Origin of the sequence: Novipirellula caenicola, assembly GCF_039545035.1 — a bacterium.
Lineage (GTDB): Bacteria > Planctomycetota > Planctomycetia > Pirellulales > Pirellulaceae > Novipirellula > Novipirellula caenicola.
The window spans coordinates 18,057-36,631 of sequence record NZ_BAABRO010000002.1; the positions used below are offsets into that span (position 1 = coordinate 18,057).

14 protein-coding genes are annotated in these 18,575 nt (G+C 55.4%); 8 read left to right on the forward strand and 6 right to left on the reverse strand.

The genetic code is table 11. The features are described from left to right. Positions 1–798: 798 nt before the first annotated feature. Entirely contained in the window at positions 799–1,263 is a 465-nt protein-coding gene (gene tnpA / locus ABEA92_RS04200) for an IS200/IS605 family transposase (RefSeq protein ID WP_345682554.1), read from the forward strand. 155 nt (positions 1,264–1,418) lie between these two features. Here the strand turns inward: tnpA and ABEA92_RS04205 are convergent, their stop codons facing one another. Further along, a complete protein-coding gene (locus ABEA92_RS04205; protein ID WP_345682555.1) occupies positions 1,419–2,618 on the reverse strand; it encodes a tRNA-uridine aminocarboxypropyltransferase in 1,200 nt (399 codons plus the stop codon). A 214-nt stretch (positions 2,619–2,832) separates the two neighbouring features. On the opposite strand from ABEA92_RS04205, the gene ABEA92_RS04210 reads away from it, so the two are divergent. Next, positions 2,833–4,113, forward strand: coding sequence for an outer membrane protein assembly factor BamB family protein (locus tag ABEA92_RS04210; RefSeq protein WP_345682556.1), 1,281 nt, complete (start codon positions 2,833–2,835; stop codon positions 4,111–4,113). A gap of 242 nt (positions 4,114–4,355) precedes the next feature. Here ABEA92_RS04210 and ABEA92_RS04215 read toward each other — a convergent pair whose 3' ends face one another. From ABEA92_RS04215 to ABEA92_RS04225, 3 genes are all read right to left on the reverse strand, one after another. Next, positions 4,356–4,772, reverse strand: coding sequence for a hypothetical protein (locus ABEA92_RS04215; protein WP_345682557.1), 417 nt, complete (start codon positions 4,770–4,772; stop codon positions 4,356–4,358). Continuing rightward, positions 4,759–5,265, reverse strand: coding sequence for a putative molybdenum carrier protein (locus ABEA92_RS04220; protein WP_345682558.1), 507 nt, complete (start codon positions 5,263–5,265; stop codon positions 4,759–4,761). Before ABEA92_RS04220 ends, ABEA92_RS04215 begins: the two co-directional genes overlap by 14 nt. A gap of 288 nt (positions 5,266–5,553) precedes the next feature. Further along, on the reverse strand, positions 5,554–6,300 hold the full coding sequence (locus ABEA92_RS04225) for an RluA family pseudouridine synthase (protein ID WP_345682559.1): 747 nt from the start codon (positions 6,298–6,300) through the stop codon (positions 5,554–5,556). Positions 6,301–6,708: 408 nt separating this feature from the next. On the opposite strand from ABEA92_RS04225, the gene ABEA92_RS04230 reads away from it, so the two are divergent. The 6 genes from ABEA92_RS04230 to ABEA92_RS04255 all read left to right on the forward strand — a co-directional run bounded on the left by ABEA92_RS04230 (position 6,709) and on the right by ABEA92_RS04255 (position 13,489). Next, entirely contained in the window at positions 6,709–6,957 is a 249-nt protein-coding gene (locus ABEA92_RS04230) for a FeoA family protein (RefSeq protein WP_345682560.1), read from the forward strand. 137 nt (positions 6,958–7,094) lie between these two features. Further along, positions 7,095–9,470 carry a ferrous iron transport protein B gene (gene feoB, locus ABEA92_RS04235; RefSeq protein ID WP_345682561.1) on the forward strand — a complete coding sequence of 792 codons (2,376 nt, stop codon included), beginning with the start codon at positions 7,095–7,097 and terminating at the stop codon, positions 9,468–9,470. 16 nt (positions 9,471–9,486) lie between these two features. Continuing rightward, positions 9,487–9,693, forward strand: coding sequence for a hypothetical protein (locus tag ABEA92_RS04240; RefSeq protein WP_345682562.1), 207 nt, complete (start codon positions 9,487–9,489; stop codon positions 9,691–9,693). Positions 9,694–9,885: 192 nt separating this feature from the next. Beyond that, positions 9,886–10,890 (forward strand): AAA family ATPase, encoded by a 1,005-nt coding sequence (locus tag ABEA92_RS04245; protein WP_345682563.1) that lies wholly within the window; start codon positions 9,886–9,888, stop codon positions 10,888–10,890. A 99-nt stretch (positions 10,891–10,989) separates the two neighbouring features. Further along, complete coding sequence (locus ABEA92_RS04250; RefSeq protein ID WP_345682564.1) at positions 10,990–12,201, forward strand: WD40 repeat domain-containing protein; 1,212 nt, start codon at positions 10,990–10,992, stop codon at positions 12,199–12,201. A gap of 394 nt (positions 12,202–12,595) precedes the next feature. Then, positions 12,596–13,489, forward strand: coding sequence for a PSP1 domain-containing protein (locus tag ABEA92_RS04255; protein ID WP_345682565.1), 894 nt, complete (start codon positions 12,596–12,598; stop codon positions 13,487–13,489). 170 nt (positions 13,490–13,659) lie between these two features. Here the strand turns inward: ABEA92_RS04255 and ABEA92_RS04260 are convergent, their stop codons facing one another. Then, a complete protein-coding gene (locus tag ABEA92_RS04260) occupies positions 13,660–15,540 on the reverse strand; it encodes a CRTAC1 family protein (protein WP_345682566.1) in 1,881 nt (626 codons plus the stop codon). Between the two features lie 96 nt (positions 15,541–15,636). Continuing rightward, a complete protein-coding gene (locus tag ABEA92_RS04265; RefSeq protein WP_345682567.1) occupies positions 15,637–18,465 on the reverse strand; it encodes a tetratricopeptide repeat protein in 2,829 nt (942 codons plus the stop codon). Positions 18,466–18,575: the final 110 nt, after the last annotated feature.

The following is an 18,575-nucleotide window of genomic DNA, read 5'->3' on the forward strand; positions in this document are numbered from 1 at the left end:
CCAAATTCCATCTACTTGGAATCGTAGCGGCGTAACACTTATGCCGAGGAATTTGTTGAGTATCACATTCGCTGGCCACCGAACATGCAGGCTAAACGTAGTGATAAACACGGCCCTGACGACAGGCATTGTATCATACGCAGCGACAGGCAACAGCCTTATCGGTAGCCACATGCGCCACATCAAATCGCAAGAACTTGAAGACGTTAACCTGTCGTCGCGTTGCGACTGGATTGAGTCGGTCCTTTGCCGACCACGGACTTGCGTCCGTGGCTATCACATACCATCGCTTCGCGATTTTGTTGTCTGCGAGTCGCGAAGCGACGGCATGAGATCGCACAGAAATGCAGTCTCCGTTGAAGTGTCGAATCGCATGGTTTGCCGATACGTGGGGTCGTTGCCCGCGGACCTCGAAAGGCACGCCTGTCGTCGCGTTGCGACTGGATTGAATCGATCGTTTGCGAACCACGGACTTGCGTCCGTGGCTTTCACATGCCATCGCTTCGCGATTTTGTTGTCCGCAAGTCGCAACGCGACGACAGGCTGTAGCCCCGGACGTCAGTCCGGGGAAAACGTTGCACTTAATTTGCCGAGTCGCGAAGCGACGGCATGATGACTTGCCCCCGGTTGTCAGATTGGTGGCCAACTAATGATAGCACGCGACTTCGCAACTTGCCCTCGCCCTGCGATTTGCAATCAAGCAGTCGCAACGCGAGGATAGACAATAGTCCCAGAATACATTTCGGGGAAAAGCCCTCCAACACAAGTTGTCGTAATCCAACGACAGGAGAACGGACGATGTCATCTCATCACGGTATTCTTGTGCATGTCGTTTTTTCAACCAAATATCGTAAGCCACTTCTTCACTCAGATTGGTTAGACGACCTCTTCGCTTACATCGGAGGAACAATAAAGGAGCACAAAGCCGTACTACTGAAGTCGGGCGGAATTGAAGATCACGTTCATTTGTTGCTTAAGATCCATCCCACGTTTGCAATCGCTGCGACCATTCAATTGCTAAAAGCAAACTCATCGAAGTGGATCAACGAGCAAAAATGGTTGAAAAACAAATTCCAATGGCAACTTGGTTACGGTGCATTCTCAGTCAGTCAATCGATGGCGAATGAAGTCAAGGCGTACATTGCGGGTCAACGGGAACATCATCGCAAACGGACCTTCCGCGATGAGTACCTAGCAATGCTCAAGAAACATGCAATCGAATTTGATCCACGCTACGTCTTCGAACAGGAAATCGTTGGGTGAAAACGCCTGTCGTCGCGTTGCGACTGGTCTAGAATGAGCGCGGAATAACCACCGACTGACGACGGTGTCTACCACATGCCATCGCTTCGCGGTTTTCGACCAACCAAGGATTTGTGTTCGCGTGCTAACCCTTCGTGATTGCGTGTGCTTTGCTGCTAGGGTTGCGGGGTGGTCTCGTGTTGGCTGAGGTGCTTTGCGAAGGCGACGGCGTTGGCGAGCCGTAGCGATGCTCGGGAACTGCCGTCCACTTGAGCCTGGATCGCTTGGTCGACCAAGAACGACTCGAGTGAATCGGATTTGGTGTGCGACTTCATATGTATCGACTTTAGGATCAAGGTGTCGGAAAACTCGGCATCGACGTTCCTCAGCAACTTTGCAGTGTTCGAATGATACACAGCAACGTGGTCGGTCGGTCGCAAGAATGCTCGCCACTGCTCGCGAAAGGTATCGACCGAGACGGCATTGGCGAAGTCATGCTCGGTCAACTGCAGACGACCGAGAAAATCACTGTCGAGCCCCGAGTCGGTTTCGATCATGCACTCAAATCGCTCGCCACTGACCAGCCGCTCGGCAGTCCACAGGATCGGTTTGGCGCGGAAACGATTGCGCACTCCTCGGCGTGCTCCGCGATCCAGCCGCTCTCCCTTCTCTTGCTCGCCGTAGGCGACGACGACATTCTCGAGCTCGCGTGTCAAAACGCGTGGCACGTTGGCCGAACCGCGACGCCGCGATTGGTTGGCTCGCCAATTGGTGGCTGACGGGGTGTGATTGAGTTGGTCATCGACCATCCGCTCGAACGCACCAAGCAACCGATCAAGCCCCTCGGTCTCGGGCTCGATCGCCCGCAATGCTGACACGGTGGCTTCGAGCGTCGATAGCGCATGTTCGTTCGGCTCGCGGCGGATTCGATAGCGGCCAGGGGTTGCCGGTGCCAATCGGTACCGCGGCAATGTTTGCAGTCGAGGGATATCCCGCATCAACGTTTTGGCGTGATGCCATGTGCCGTCGATCACGATCAATTGCTCGGGACGTTCGGAAGGCGAAAGTTCGCTCAACAATTTCGCATCGTTGCCGGGGTACAACACACCGACGCGATCAGACAGCGGCAGTGAATCGAACCGCCGGTTGAGGTCGACGTTGTGCTCGGTCATCAAATCACAGCGGCGGAGCGATTGATTGACAATGCGGGCGGTGTTGAACGGGTGAAACCGCTCGCGGCGATGCTGCAAAATCAACACGTCGGTTTGGTTATCGACCTCGGGAATCACGTCGCAGAAACAGGCCTCGGCGGGCCGGAAACAGCGATAGCAACGTGGTTCAGCGTCCTTGGAGGGTCGGGTTTGCAGAGCAGGCATCGATGACGGTGAAACGGGAAAAATAGGTGAATTGAGGATCGGCCGAGCAAGGAGACCTTGATGACCTTGGCCGTAGTGTACTGTAAAATGCCGCCCTGCCTTCCCCCAATCCGATCGCAGTCCGCCGACAAGACGGCGTCATCCTCCAATCCTCGATGGCCATCTTCATCGCGCGTCGAAGTCCTCGGCCCCATTATCACTGAGTGTAATTATTATGAATCGTTCTATTTGGATTGCCGGACTGGCAAGCTTGCTATGTCTTTCGCAGTGGATGACCGCGGATGTCCACGCCGACAATTGGGCTCATTGGCGTGGGCCAACGGGTAACGGAGTCGCGCCCGGTGCCAATCCGCCGGTTGAATTCGATAGCCACAAAAACGTGAAATGGAAAGTCAAAATTCCAGGTCGCAGCTCGGGTTCGCCGGTGGTGTGGGAGGATCGTGTCTTTGTCGTCACCAGCGAACCGGCGAGCAATGCGAATCGCGCAGGCGGACTGCCTCGTTTGAGTTTCAAACTGCTGTGTTTTGATCGCGGGACCGGCAACTTGGTTTGGGACGCGGTCGCCACCACGTCGACGCCTCATGAACCGACGCATGCAACCAACAGTTTTGCATCCGCGTCGCCCTGTACCGACGGCGAGCACGTTCACGCGCATTTTGGTTCGCGCGGCCTGTACTGCTACACAATGGACGGCCAGCTGGTGTGGAAGCGTGACGATTTTGGCAAGATGCAAACGCGGAATTCGTTTGGCGAAGGCAGCTCGCCCACGATCGAAGGCGAGATGATCTTGTTGCCGTGGGACCACGAAGGTGACTCGGCGCTGTACGCGTTGGACAAGCGAACGGGCAAGACGATTTGGAAAACCGAACGCGACGAACCCACCGGCTGGGCCACGCCGCTGGTGGTTCCGTCAGATGGCAAAAAACAAGTGATCATGAATGGTGATACCACCGCTCGCAGCTATGACTTGGAAACCGGCAACGAGTTGTGGTCGTGCGGGGGTCAAACCGAGCGTCCTGCAGCGAGTCCGGTGTACGCCGATGGAATCGTTTACATTGGCAGCGGATTTCGTGGTGCGTTCTTGGGCGCATTCGAGCTGGACGGCCGCGGCGACATCGCAGGAACCCGCAACGTGGTGTGGCACTTGGATCGCGACACGCCTGATATCGCTTCACCGTTGCTGTCGTCTGGACGCATCTATTTCTACAAAGGCAAATCGGGATTGTTGTCGTGCGTCGACGCCAAGACGGGGAAACTGTTTTACAGCACGCAGCGATTGCCAGGACTGCAGAACATCTATGCATCCCCCGTTGCCGCAGGAGGCTATGTCTATCTGTTCGATCGCAGCGGGTCGGTCGTGGTGATCGAAGATTCGCCGACGCTAAAGGTGGTGGCGACGAGTTCGATGGGCGAGACCGTAGATGCTACGCCCGCGATCGTTGACAACGAGATGTTCATCCGTGGCGAAGAACATCTGTTTTGCATTGCGAAGTAGTTTTGCATCGCGAATTAAGATCGTGAAATAGGGATCGCGAAGTAGGGATCGCGATATAGGATCGCGGCGTGACGCATGTGCAGGCGGCAGGCAACGGCATTTGCTTTTCGTAGCGACGCTTGCCAGAGCGTGGAGGGTTGCCGGCCAAATGTGAATCACCACCTTCTGGCAAAGGTAGCTACGCTCGCCAGAGCGTGGAGGGTGGCCGGCCAATACGAACCACCACCTGCTGGCGAAGGCAGCTACGAGAAAAGGTTACTTGCAAGGACGGCGGTCCAGGCGACGGTGCGAATCCAATTGGTGTGGACCAAACGGCGAATCGTGGCAACGTCGTAACCGTGTTGCTGCAAGCGATTGTGGCAGGGGACGCTGAGCGTGAACGTTGATACCCAGGCGATAACGATACCGAAGATCGCGAACCCAGCGGCGATACTTGGATTCGACACGATCGCCCAACCGTGCAGCCCGAGTTGTGCGAACATCAGCGGGATCACAAAGAACGAGATCAATTGGGTGTAGCGCCGGTGCCACGATTGGAATCGATCGGGATCACAGTATTCAAACGAGGGATAAATGATCCACTGGACCAACCAAATCAGCACACAAAGTCCTGTGTCGACAAGCGGTTTGAGCTGCAGGACAGTGTCAGGGATGTTCATTGAAAACGTCGATCAGAAAAGCAAACGAACGTTCGTAGATGCCGGGGGACGTGCTTTCACGCGGTCCGGCGATGTTCAGCGTCGCAGGCTTTTGCTTGGCAAGCCAGCTGGCAATCATTGCGGGTTGGTCAACCGGTAACCGCACCAACAAATACGCTTTGCCAAGCCGATCGCAAATCCGCCGCGTCAATCGCGTGCCGCTACCTAGTTTCGTTTCGTACAAGATCAAGGTCGCGTCACTGTCGATCACGTTTTGCTCGGTCCGTGCGGGATAGTCGCTCGATGGCATCTCTTGCAACTCATAGCGACTGGGGATGCTGCCGTCTTCGGACAAGCGGCCTGCCGGGCACCAACCGCCATGACCAATCCCCAACGCGATCGCGACGTCCAACCCGGCTCGATCGACCCCGGTTTGGCCTCCAGAGATGATCATGGATGGCCAAAGTTGTGGTTTGGCGGCGTGTTTGATTTGTGACGACTTCTTTTTGGTCATAACTACCGCTTTCGCCTACTCACTTCAAGCCGCACCGTCGGCTTTCGCTCTGCCAATGAGGCCGCTTCACGGGCGTTCGTGTTTTGCCAGTTTTTTCGGGAAGCATTAGTCTCCCCGGAGCCAATCGAAACTCTTGACGGCTTGTTGATTAAATGAAGTTTCCTGCGGCAAAGGGTGTAGGATGGACTTTCTAGTCCGTCAATGGTGTATTCGACGGACTAGGAAGTCCATCGTACGACTAAATCAACAAGCCGTTGACGAGTTCCGCTACATCTATGGCAACTTTGACTACCGCTGTTCGGGCGTTCCCAGTTTCGCTTCCATCGAATTGTCCAATACAAGATTTCGTCGCGATGGAATTAGCTTACCAAATTTCTGCCACGATTCGGGAAGCGGCGCGGACCAGCCGACTCGTTCGCGGAGGGTCGGATGGGTGATTTCGAGTTTCCAGCTATGCAGCGCGATCCCCGATTCGAATGGGTTGCTGGCGTCGTATTTCCGGTCGCCCCAAACAGGGAAACCGAGATGGGCGAATTGCAGCCGAATTTGATGTTTGCGTCCGGTCAACAACCGCACCGCGACGAGCGATGCATCGGGCGTGGCGGCGAGACAGACGTATCGCAGCCGAGCGAGCTGCGCCCCATCACGCTGTTTCGGCACAATTTCCATGCGACGGGCCGCGTCGTTCTTGGCAACATGGTCAACCAGCTCGCCATACTCGGCGTCCAAACATCCCTCGAGTACGGCGAGGTAGGTTTTCGAGGCGAGATCCTTGCCTTGACCTGAAAACTGGGGTGTCAACCGCGATGCTGCCTTGCTGGTTTTCGCCATCACGATCACGCCGCTGGTCATCGAATCCAATCGGCTGACGATCCCCAAATACGCTCGGCCCGGCTTGTTGTAGCGTTTGCGAAGGTATTCGGTGGCGTAAATGTGCAGCGTGGGCCCCGTCTCTGCCCCCATCGTGATCAGTTCGGCTGGTTTATTGATGACCAGCAGGTGGTTGTCTTCGAAAAGGATGTCGAGATCGGACATAAGTGAAAAGTGATTGGGGATTTTTGGATTTTGGGATTTTGGGCAACCAAGGCAACGGTACCGGTCGTAAGACCACCTACCGCAATCCCATTGGTTGTAGTGTCCCGTCGCGAGGAAACGTAGGGCATGCAGGCGATTCCGGGTGGATTCTTCGCTTCCGGTTCGAATCGGCGGCGAGAGAATCGTCGCGACAGGTCGTCAAGAGTTTCGATAAATGCACCCAACGATCCAAAACGCTCACGTCGCTTCCGCACTCCCCGGCTGCTACGCAATTCGTGGACGATTTTTACGGCCATCGTTCCGGGGTGCACGCACGCGGGATGCTTCGGCTGTCTTGACAACCCCATGCGAGATGTTCACAATCAGGCTTACTGAGACTGATTCTCAATAAAAGGATAAGGCGTGACTGTGACGACACTTGATCAGCTGCAACCGGGGCAAATGGCCAAAATTGTCCGCATCGACGGATTTGATGGCATTGCATCCCGATTGCGAGAGATGGGATTTGTCCCTGGTCAATCGGTTCAATTCCTTCGCTCCGCGCCGCTGGGCGATCCGTTGAAATGCTCGGTCCAGGGCAGCCGGATTGCTGTTCGTTGTGGCGAAGCTCGTCGTGTCTATATTGAACCGATTGCCGAACCCGCATTGGTATCGTAGTGACCTCGTTCATTTCGCATTGCTTTGTTTCGCATTGCGTCAGACCCCGATGACCACGCCCTCTGCCCGCTTTCCTTCCTCAGTGCCTGAGTATTTCTTTCACTCGGCACGACCTTTCTTGGACGTAGAATAAATCAATGGCGAGTTCCGCCAATCCTACTTTGCCCTCGGCGGGAACGACGGTTGCAAAGGTAACCTCCCGCGTCGCGCTCGTTGGCAATCCCAACACTGGCAAGAGCACCCTGTTCAATGCACTCGCGGGGATGAATGTCCGCACGGGCAACTACGCCGGCGTCACGATTGAAAAGAAAATTGGACGCTGCGATCTAGGCGGCTCCGATTCCAGCGGCGACCGCCGCGTGATCGATCTGGTTGACCTGCCGGGCACGTACAGCTTGGCTCCTCGATCCCCCGACGAATTGGTTGCGGTCGAAGTGTTGACCGGGGATGTCGAATCCGAATCGCCGATCGACGTGATTGTTTGCGTTGTCAACGCGACCGTGCTGCAGCGAAATTTGTTCTTGGTCAGCCAGGTGCTCGAGCTTGGCAAACCGACGATCATCGCATTGAACATGATCGACACGGCCGACGCCCGTGGCTTTGTGATCGACGTCGATCAATTGTCCAAAAACCTTGGCGTTCCGGTCGTTTGCACCAGCGCATCGCGGCGAACTGGCATCGCCGATTTAAAGTCCGCGATCCGCGGAGAACTTGAACAAGCCGACAGCGAATCGGTACAGATGAGCAAGCGTGACCGTCCGCTGCCCAGCGAGTTTTACGAAGTCTGCGATGAATTGCGGAGCGAACTGGTTTCGCGTGCCTGCACCACCGAATCGCTTTCGCAGCGGGCGGCAGCCGAATCGGTTTTGCCGGACCAGTATTTGATCGAGCGGATGCTGTTGGATCGCGGTGGCGAAGCGGAACGACGAGCGGTCCGCAGTCTAGGTGCTGCGGTGTTGCCAGCGATCAGCGCGGCACGAGAAAAATTGGCTGAAAAGGTGGGCGATCCCATCGACATGGAATGCAGCGCTCGCTACTCGTGGGCAGCCCGTAGTCTGCAGGATGTCGTTTCGACCAAACTCGCAAAACCACGAAACGCGACCGATTGGTTAGATGCGGTGTTGACGCATCGCGTGGTCGGACTGGTTTGCTTCTTTGCGATGATGTTCCTGATTTTCCAGTGCATCTATTCGTTTTCGTCCTATCCGATGGATGCGATCGAATATGGCACCGGACTGGTATCGGATTGGGTGACGGCGATCGTGCCGCCAGGAATGCTGCGAAGCTTGTTGGTGGACGGGGTGATCGCAGGCGTCGGTGGCGTTTTGATCTTTCTGCCGCAAATCGCGCTACTGTTCTTTTTCTTGGCACTGCTGGAAGATTGCGGCTACATGGCGCGGGCCGCCTTTTTGGTCGACCGCGTGATGACGTTGTTCGGTTTGAGCGGCAAGTCGTTTTTGCCGATGATGAGTTCGTTTGCGTGTGCGGTGCCGGGCGTGATGGCGACTCGCGTGATCGAAAACCGCCGCGACCGATTTGCCACGATCATGGTCGCGCCGCTGATGAGCTGTAGCGCTCGATTGCCCGTTTATCTGCTGTTGATCGGCGCCTTCATTCCAAGCGCCAGCTACGTCGGCGGATTCATGTCGACTCAGGCGCTCGTGTTGATGGCAATGTATTTGGTCGGCGTTGTGGTGGCGATTCCAGTGGCTTGGTTACTGAAACGAACACTGCTGCGAGGCGAAGTCGCTCCGTTTGTGTTGGAGCTACCTGAGTACAAAGTTCCTTCGGCGAGCGTATTGTTTTCGCGCGTTTGGGAAGCGAGCAAGGCGTTTGTGGTCCGTGCGGGCACGATGATCTTTGCGGCGTCGATCGTGATCTGGTTCGCTGGTTTTTGGCCAGGAGACCATTCGCGACAATTTGAAATCGAACGAGAACTCGAACGGCTCGAATCGATCCAGGTCGCCGCAAGTGAATCGCCGGCAAGTGAATTGGCAGCGGAGCCGGAGATCGTCACCGAATCGCCCGAACTTGACGAGATCGCAGCGAAAATAGAAACGCTCGAAGCCGAGCATCGCGTGTTGAGTGCGTCGCTATTGGAGAACAGTGCGCTCGGACATATCGGTCATGTGATCGCACCGGTGGTCAAGCCGCTCGGATGGGACTGGCGAATTGGAGTCGGCGCGGTCGCCAGTTTCCCGGCACGCGAGGTGATCATCGCGACGCTAGGAACGATCTACAGTCTTGGCGGCGACGTCGACGAAGAGGACGAAGGATTGATGTCGGCACTACGAGCCTCGAAATGGCCCGATGGCCGACCGGTGTTCACGGTGCCGGTGGCGCTTTCGATCATGGTCTTCTTTGCGTTGTGTGCGCAATGTGTCAGCACGCTGTTGGTGATCAAACGAGAAACCAATTCGTGGTTCTGGCCGGTGCTCAGTTTTTCTTACATGACCGTGCTGGCGTATTTTGGTGCCATGTTGACTTATCAAGTCGGCACGCGTTTTTTCTAGGGGAGAGCATGGCATCGTGATCGATTGGCAAACCATCATTTCGATCGGCATCGTCTTGGCTGCCGCCGCATGGTTATTGCGAGCGATGGTTTCAACCATTCGCAAGGGGCTCAGCCGCAATCCCGCCGACTCGGTAGGATGTGGTCATTGCCCCAAAAATCCTGCGACCAAAGCCGAAAACAACTTGGTTCAGTTGAGCCGCCCTAAACGCGATTCGCGATAGCGGATGCGGAGGTTGTGTTCTGGGGATTTTGGGAACTTTTGAGGTTTGGTTTGATGACAACCTCGAAGCCTAGCCCCCATCTTGCCCTTACAAAAATGATGGGGTGGGTTGCCCCACGCGGCGTGGAATTTCGTTAGAATCGGGCACCGAGTGTCCGGTCATTTCGTTTCTCCACACATTGCCAAACGCAACATGAGCACCACTGTCGAGTCGATGCAGAGCCAAGCGGATGAGTTTCGTAGTCGTTACGGAGCCGTGCGTGACATGATCGGCCGCGTGATCGTCGGTCACGACGACATCGTTCACGGCGTGTTGACGGCGATGTTGTGTGGCGGTCACTGTCTGCTCGAAGGCGTTCCCGGTCTCGGTAAAACGATGTTGGTGCGAACGCTTGCCGAAGTCCTCGAATTGGACTTTAACCGTATCCAATTCACCCCCGACTTGATGCCCGCCGATATTTTGGGCACGAACATGATCAACGAGGACGAACATGGCCGTCGCCAGTTCGAGTTTCAACGCGGGCCGGTGTTCACTCAAATCTTGTTAGCAGACGAAATCAACCGAGCGACACCCAAAACGCAATCCGCGATGCTCGAAACGATGCAAGAAGGAACCGTGACGGCGGCGGGCCAGCGATTCACGCTCGACAAACCCTTCTTCGTCCTGGCAACCCAAAACCCAATCGAACAAGAAGGTACGTACCCGTTGCCGGAAGCTCAAATGGACCGCTTTCTGTTCAAATTGGTGGTCGGTTACAGTTCTCGCGAAGATTTGAACGAAATCGTTGATCGCACCACTCGCCGAGTGAAAACGGAAATCGAAAAGGTGATGGATGGTGCCGAGATCATGAAGTGGCAATCGCTGGTCCGCGAGGTGATCCTTGCCCCTCATGTGCAAGATTACTTGGTGCGATTGACGTTGGCGACGCATCCCGACGGAGCACACAGCGTCAAGGCGACCAACGACTATATTCGCTGGGGCAGTAGCCCCCGGGGTGCCCAAACATTGGCACTGGCATCAAAAGTCCGAGCGCTGCTAGACGGCCGATACAATGTCAGCTTTGAAGACATCCGCCGCGTCTATTTGCCCGCGATGCGGCACCGCGTGCTGTTGAACTTTGAAGCGCAGGCCGAAGGGGTTCAGCCGGACCAAGTCTTGCTGGACATCTTGGAAAAGGTGCCGGACAAAGCCGATTGATGCTCGACGCGTCGACGGTTCGCGTCTCGGAACCTTGCAAACCAATTCGTCTCCCTCCCTATCTCCTCTCTCCCTTCCTACCTAACACGAGCGAATTTGATGAACAAACGACTTGTTGACTTGGTTTGTCTGACGACACTACTGATTGTCCTCGGCGTTTCCGTGGGCAACGCGGAAGACCCTGCGGAAAAGAAAGAAAACGCCAAGGACGACGCAGCTTCGTTGTGGGTGACTTCGATCGCGCCGCTGGCGGGCGATACTTACGTTGCCGCGACTGCCGATGGGCTGTTGTTGCGTGAAGCCAAGGTGAAATCGTTCTCGGCTTCGGATCCGAAAAGTCTGACGGATCTGTACAGCCACCCTGCGGCGGTGTGGTGTGTCGACGCGACCGCGGACGGCAAGACGATTGCCAGTGTTGATTACCGTGGCAATCTGGTGGTTTACGATGTCGAGTCAAAGGAAGCCAAGACCCACGAAAAAGCACTCGAGCGATGGTGCCAATCGTTGACGTTTGCTCCGGATGACAAATCAATTGTCGCGGGCAACGAAGCGGGCAAGGTGATGGTTTGGGATCTGGCAGAAAACAAAGTCACCAAGACCCTCGAGTTGGCTGGACAAGCGGTGACCGCGTTGGCGTTTTCGGCGGACGGCAAGCAGATTGCGGCAGCCGATGGCGGGGGCGAAGTTCATTTGATCCAGTGGCCCGAGTTGACGGTCAGCGGCAAGATCAAAATTAGCGACCAACCGGCGTGGAGCGTCGTTTATGCAGGCGAAAAACTGTTGGTCGGCAGCGGCGATCGCAACTTGTATCAATGCGAAGCCAAAGCGGATGCCAAGCCGACGCGATTGACGCGAGCAGGCGACTGGATCACCGAGATGGCCGTCTCGAAAGACGGACGAGTCGCTGCGGCGGATCTAAGTGGAAAAATTTTCCTTCCGATGCAAAACGAAGCAAACGAGGTCGGATCGGATGCCAGTCCAGCGAAGAGCGGCGCATGGGCGTTGTCTTTCCACGACGACAAGACGCTGTTGGTGGGAACTCGCAAAGACGGCATTGTCGTGGTCAAGGAATCCGAAAGCTGGAGTAAACCACTACCACCGGTCGTCGACAAGCCAGCCGAGGAAGAGGTGAAGCCTGAGGAAGAAGCCAAGCCTGAAGAAAAGAAGGAAATGGCCAAAGAAGAGAAGAAGGCAGAGAAACCGAAGGCTGAAAAACCCAAAGCGAAAAAGAAAGCAGCGGATAAAAAGGCGGAAGACAAGAAGCCTGCGGACAAGAAGCCCGAAGAAAGCAAACCTGCCGAAAAGAAATAGGTAGCGAAAGTCGCCAAGACTTTCGGCCCGCGAAAACAATTTTGCGGCGCGGCTGAACCGGATTGCAGCAACGCGTTCGACTTGGGCGGAAGGCCGAATCATGACATGCCGTTGACGCGAGCCAACGGTTTAGAGGCGACCTGTGTCGCCGTCAGGCCGGAGGCCGGCACACCAACCGCGAGTGTGTCGCCCGCTGGGCTATGTTTCTCCACCTCCACTAGCCGGTGGCTCACGCCACCGGCAGAGGGTGATCCAGTCTCCGGTCTGACGTACTTCGCTGAAAAATCAAATGCAGCTACACTCGCTTCGGCTACAATCAAACCATCGCGATTAAACTGTGCCTCTTCTCTCACCTCGTCCAATACGCGTCTAACGCATTCGATTTTCTCTCAATATGTCCAACGCCCCTTCCGAAACCGAAACCCAGCCCAACGCGAACTCTGGACGACTCGAATACGTTGTCCGTTGTGGGTCGATGCGTTTGCTGGGCGTGATGCGGGCGAAGCAGTCGTTTCGTTACGGGGATCAGGTGGTGGTACGAACCACGCGAGGCACCGAGATCGGGACGGTGCTTTGCGAGGCCACGCCCGCGGCGGTAGATCATCTGGCCGAACCGACGGAAGGGTCGATTGTGCGTGCCTTGACCGCCGATGATCAAAATCAGTGGAAGCACCTCGAGTCGAAGACGCACGAGGACATCGAAATCTGCCAAAAGTTGGCGAACCGCTTGAACTTGCAGATGGACGTCGTCGACGCCGAACGCATTTTGGGTGGCGAGCGGATGGTGGTCTACTATTTGGCCGAGCAGCGGATCGATTTCCGTCAGCTGGTTCGTGATTTGGCGGGTCATTTCCAAACCCGCATCGAAATGCGGCAGATCGGCGTACGTGACGAAGCGAAATTGTTGGCCGATTATGGAGATTGCGGACAACCGATCTGTTGTGCAAACCACCTCAGCAAAATGCCACCGGTTTCGATGCGGATGGCGAAACTACAGAAAGCGACGCTGGACCCCACAAAAATCTCAGGCCGTTGTGGTCGCTTGAAATGTTGTCTGCGATACGAATTTGATACCTACGAAGAAATGGCTGCCGAGCTGCCACCGGTGGGCAGCCAAATCTTGACTCGTGACGGCAGTGCAACGGTACTTGGACAAGACATTCTATCACAGCAGCTGGCGATCAAAACCGAAGATGGCCGCCGCATCATGCTGGCAGGCTCCGACGTCATCTCGATCACCAAACGTGGCAACAACGAAAAGAAGCCTCGCGGCAAAAAGAAGAAGTAGCGGATTCGCTTCCGTCCGGTTTGTCCGATAGGAACGAGGAATTGGACTTGCCCTAAGACGTTACCAAGTGTTCTCACCGCCGAGACTAGCTCCGGCGGAAGAATCTTTCGTGGTGCTGAACGACGTCACCGCCTGATTCGGATCGAAAGCCGTATCGCAACCGAACAACCTTATGGGGTTCGGTGCACCGTATGCGTTTGATCGATGTCGACCGATCCTATTTCTTGCCGCTGTCCATCGGGCCACTGGATCGTCACGTTATCGATCGACTCGGCGTCCGCCAATCCAAACGTGACCGGCAACTCGACTTGGGACAAATAGCTGCGAGTCGGCATCACTTGTTTACGAAACACCTTGTCGGCGACAGTCAATTCGACCCAAGCCCCGATCGCATCGCGATTGCAGTGGATGCCATCGCCGTGCAATTCAAAGCGAACATAATGGTGCTGCAGATCGAGGTCGTTTCGTAATAACCGTGGCTTGCGTCCGGTCGCCGTCACCAACACATCCAAATCGCCGTCATTGTCAAAATCGAGATAGGCGGCACCTCGCCCGACCATCGGCTTGAGCAAGTCTTCACCACAGTGCCCCGCATCGACTTTGACAAACTCCGTCCCCTGTGTCGAACCGGCGTTCCAAAACAGTTGCGGCGGCTGTTCGTAGTGCTGACTCGGTTGCACTCGGTTGATATCCTCTTCCAGGTGCCCGTTGGCACAAAATAGATCCAAGCGGCCATCCAAATCATAGTCAAAGTAGAAAATCCCAAAGGTCAACTCCAATCGAGTGCTCGGCCCGAGCCCGGTGGAGATGGCTTCATCAAAAAATTGCATTCGACCTCGTTTGGAAACGTACAACGCGGTCATCTCGTTGGAAAAGTTTCCGATCGCCACCGCCATTGCTTTGTCATTGCGCAGTGGCGCAATGTCGATCCCCATCGCCCCACGCGCGTTCCCGCCCGAATCAAACGCAATCCCCGACAACACCCCAAACTCTTGAAACTTGCCGTCGCCGGTATTGCGGAACAGCAAATTCTGAACGGTGTCATTGGACACGATCAGATCAAGCGCACCGTTTTCATCGAGGTCACAGATGGCGACCCCCAATGATTTGGCCAACTGCACCCCTGTTGCCGGATTACGCACCTGGACGCCTGCGTCGGCGGAAACGTCGGTGAATCGACCATCGCCATCATTGCGATACAAGTAAGGGAACGTGCCTTCGAAATTCTGGGGTCGTCCGTAAGCACGCCCACCACCGACCAGTTGAAAGTTTTGAGCTTGATCGTATTGCCGAGTCCACTGGACATAATTGGCGACGAATAAATCCAAGTCGCCATCGTTGTCGTAGTCAAACCAACCGGCCCCGGTGCTCCAGCGGTCATCGTCTCCCGCAACGCCCGCAGACTGTGTCACCTCTTCGAACTTACCCTCGCCTTGATTGCGGAACAACCGATTGCTTCCCAACGCGGTGATAAACACATCCACCTTTCCGTCGTTGTTATAGTCGCCCACGGCGGCACCCATTCCGTACGCGGAAACGTCCAGCCCCGATCCCTCGGTGACATCAGAAAACGTGCCGCCATCGTTGCGGTACAATGCCATCGTGCTTTCCGCTCGACCATCCGCATCGCCGTCGTCCAGATCCCATTGCCAATTCATCGAATTGACGAACAACAGGTCTTGATCACCATCGGCATCAAAATCGAACACCGCGCAACCGCCGCCCATCGTTTCGGGAAGCAATTTGTCGCCCGTCGCTCCGTTGTTGTGAACAAAGTCGATGCCCGCCTGTTCCGTCACATCGGTAAACATTACCTTCGGTAGCTGTAGCGGGGACGCCTCGCGAATTTTCACCGGTGCCAATTTGGTCTCACGAACTTCCGGGGGCGGTTCAGGTCGTGAAAACAGGTAAACGGCAACGCCGCCAACGACAATCAAGATTGCGATTGCGACCAGCGAAATTCGAAATGCGTGTCCAATCGCGGCATCATCAAGATGCTCGGTTTCGTCTTGGCTTTCCGAAGGATGGTTGTCCAAAGTGTTCTTATTCATATTGAGTCAAAGTTGGGTTTGTAATTGATTTGACGTTGTCCGTGATCAAAACACGGTTTCAGCGCCGACGTGAGATCGCGGAGCGATCAACGCCCCTCATTCCGTAGCACGCGTCAGCGAGTACTTCACCACGGCTTCGGCAGCATGATTGGCAGCGGGATATTTTTCGCGGGCCAATCGAATCGCTCGACTTTGCGCATTGTCATCGAGTTTGTATCGCAGATGCAGTTTGCTGTGTTTTTCGGACAGCGTTTCGTCGCCAATCTTTTCGTATAGCTGCTGCAGATTGTGATGAGCCGATACGTTTTCAGGATCGATCTCTAGGGTCGTCTTGAATTGCTGAATCGCGTCGTTGACAAATTGCCGTGACTCTTCTTGGCGTCCTTGCCGTTCGCGAACCTTGCTGAGATCAAACAGCGTTTGTCCAAGCAGATTGATGACTTCGATATCCAGACTGAAATCAAATCCGCGTCGCTGCATTTCTTCGGTATTGTCTTCGAGCACGCTGCGAAGGTTCTGCACCGCCTCTTCCAAACGGCCTTGTTGCGCATTGATTTCGCCGGACAGCCACGCCCAAGTCCAACGTGGAAAGTCCGGCTGGTCCGCATACTGATTGGCTCGGTTGAGTGCCTGGACCGCTTCGTCCAGGCGCCCTTCGGTGTTGAGCACACGAGCCAGATTCAGAGGTCCATCGTAACGATCAAGTTTCTCGACTTCTTTGAACGCTTCTTCGGCCTGCCTCAACTCGGCCTTCCCTTTCAGCAGCAGTCCGATGCCATAATCGTTCCAGCGTTGCCACTCGGGGATATCGCGTTTGGGATTGCTCACTTCGGCCTGCACGCCTGCGACCGGAAAGGTGATCGAATCGGATGCCATCGTCACGATGGGCAGATCGTTGCGGTACTCTTTGCCTGGTTCATGACCGCGAATGATCTGCCCTAATTCTTCGTTGACGTTTGCCACGATGTTCATGTAGCGTTGGTCAAATTTCCGGTACTGGACCTTGACTTCGACGGTCACCGGCGCGTCCAAATCGTCGGGCAACTGCAATTCGTAGTGAACCGTCTGGGCCGCACCAGGCGGAATTTGATGGTTGTACAGAGGCGTAAAAATGTCTTCCGCGTTGCGGCGGTCGATTCGATTTCCGTCTTTGTCCAGCATGAACACGTTCAAGAAATGGGCCCACGGATCCACTTCGTTGAACTTGTCTGGATTGACCGCGCCGCTGCGACCGATCACACGATCGCCGCTGGTGACGGTGACCTCGAGCCAAACTTCATTCGAATCCACCGTTCCTTGAGTGAACAAATGCCCGAGCTTTAACGTTCGCACGACAGCGTCCAACAGATAGGTCTTGCCTGGCGATAACGCCGGAACATGGGGACGCAGCGGAGCGGTCAATTTGCCATCAATCTCGCCATCCTCGCGAAGAGCGAACCAATCGACCCGAACATTGTCCTTGAGAAATTCGCGATGCGCTTCGATCACATCATCCGCGCCGCGAAGCCATGCGATGCCGGTGTTGGCCGATGGAAACATGTGGTCGTGAACACTCATCAGTCCGGTGGCCGGATCAACTTGTGCTCCAAAATCGTCCGAAGCGACCCGCGGCATGTGACATTCATTGCAATTGTGCTGAGCTTTCGGTGGGTAATAGAAACTGCGAGCACCGTGGCCTGAAACGCCGCTGAACAAGTACGAATCGTAGTGGTTTTGTCCGCGAAGAAAGTCTTTGTAGTGATTCAGTGCCAACGGCAAATGCACTTTGTGACATGTCGAACAAAACTCGGCGGTCTTGTGAAACGGTTTCAAGAATGTCTTCTTATGAAACGACGGTTTGGCTTTGACTAATTGGTTGTTGACCCACTGCAGCGCCGCGTTGTCGCTGAACGCAAACGGGTAGTGCAGCGGTTCTTCGATCGTATAGTCGGCATTGCCTTTGACGCTATTGACGTGCGTGATCGCGTGACAAACCGTACACGTGATCCCTGCCTGCGATGTCGCGTGTCCGAGCATGTCAAAGTCGGGATCGTCAAACGCCCCCGAGAAAAACGGCACCGGGTCGTGACAACCGGCACACCAACGTGATGCTTGGACCGAACCGTCTCGCTGCATCGAAAGGGCGCGGGTACCTGTGACGCTTGCCAAATAGGGCGGATTGTTGAACGAGCTGAACCGGTGAACGCTGTCGCTCCACGCTTTGTGCACATCGGCATGGCATTTCAAGCAGTATTCGTCCTGCATCATCGTGTTCGCAGGGATGAAATTACCGCTTGCAGTGCGGGCCAACGATGGCTCGAAGTATTGCGTCCCCGAACTTGGTCCAACCGCATTCCAGTTTCGCGGATCTTGCATTTGCGCAATCGCAAGTGCCAGGATGGAAACCGCCGCGGCGGCCGCAAACCCCAGCCCGACTCGCCATTTGATTTTTGGTCCCACCAAACGATGCAGCCAATACAGCCAAATCACGATCAGCGGACACACCACATGCAACCAGTACACGGTGCTGCGGGCGATGGGCTGTTTCAGGTCAAACCCACTGACTCGCATCAGCAATAAGCCGCTGATCAGAATCAGTAGACTGGTGGCAAACAGCGCATACCCGATCCTCAAAGCTCGACGGTTTCGCCGCGTGCGAGTGTTCCACATGTGGACCAACCCGAACACGACTAGCGGAACAATCAACAGCAGCCCCATCACCAAATGGGCGAGGAACATGTATTGGTAGTAATAATCTTGGTACGTTTCGTTGTTCTTCCACTCGAGGAACGTGATTAGCGAAAGGTATCCCGAGTTGGCGTACAGCAGTGCGACGAGCGCAAAAACGACGTACAACAGTTTGCGTAACCGCGGCCCGACCGCGCGTACATATTTCTTCTTTTTCGCAGCGGCAACTGGGCCGCTGCTTGCCGTGACACTAAACATAAAACGGTTCGCTCGATGGATTGGCTGATTCGTAACGTCCCAGTGCGCACCCGCTAGGGTCTCACACTTAGGATTACCCGTTTCGCGCATGCCCGCTGACCGAGATCGGC